General features: G+C 44.1%; 2 protein-coding genes. Both read left to right on the forward strand.

The genetic code is table 11. The features are described 5' to 3' along the window. The coding region (locus PG897_RS22510) for a sulfatase-like hydrolase/transferase (RefSeq protein WP_270829447.1) at positions 1–318 on the forward strand (318 nt) is incomplete at its 5' end. A gap of 117 nt (positions 319–435) precedes the next feature. After that, entirely contained in the window at positions 436–816 is a 381-nt protein-coding gene (locus PG897_RS22515) for a diacylglycerol kinase (RefSeq protein ID WP_039026395.1), read from the forward strand. Positions 817–896: the final 80 nt, after the last annotated feature.

Genomic DNA, 896 nt, shown 5'->3' on the forward strand with positions numbered 1-896 from the left:
TACGAAGATAAGTACAACACCGCGTTGCTCTACGTCTCCGATCATGGTGAATCACTGGGAGCATTAGGGCTTTACCTACACGGTACACCGTACAAGTTTGCACCGGATGATCAGACCCGTGTTCCTATGCAGGTGTGGATGTCACCTGGATTTACCAAAGAGAAAGGCGTTGATATGGCGTGTTTGCAGCAGAAAGCCGCTGATACTCGTTACTCACACGATAATATTTTCTCATCTGTATTGGGTATCTGGGACGTCAAAACATCAGTTTACGAAAAGGGTCTAGATATTTTCAGTCAATGTCGTAATGTTCAATAAATTACATTATTGGGGGCTCAGGCCCCCAATCATCTGTTAAATAATAGGTTTATTACTATTGTTCGTGTATTTCATGGTTGAAATTTTTAACGGGCAAATCAGAAAGAGGAAGCTAAAATGGCAAAGCCTGGTGCAACTGGAATTACCCGAATCATTCATGCCACCAATTATAGTATGAAGGGGCTTTCTTCAGCTTGGAGACATGAAGCGGCTTTTCGTCAGGAACTGCTACTCATTGTGCTGTTGATGCCTCTGGCGTTTTTTGTCGGAGATGGTTTAAATCAAATACTACTCCTAATGGTTATAAGTTGGCTGGTTGTGATTGTAGAGATCCTGAACTCAGCTATTGAAGCAGTAGTAGACAGAATAGGGTCAGAGCATCATGAGCTTTCTGGTCGAGCTAAAGACATGGGCTCTGCGGCTGTCTTCATTGCTCTGATGTTGAATGCCATAGTGTGGGGTGCATTGACAGGGCGTAATTTATTAACCTGGTGGTAGTGTTATGGTAATCCCCCCATTTTTTGGAGCACTCAAAAGTAGAGGTCATGCGGCCTGTGCCAAGCGCTGTTTCGGCGTGT

The organism is Aeromonas sp. QDB20 (assembly GCF_027707805.1).
GTDB classification, from domain to species: Bacteria; Pseudomonadota; Gammaproteobacteria; order Enterobacterales; family Aeromonadaceae; genus Aeromonas; species Aeromonas dhakensis.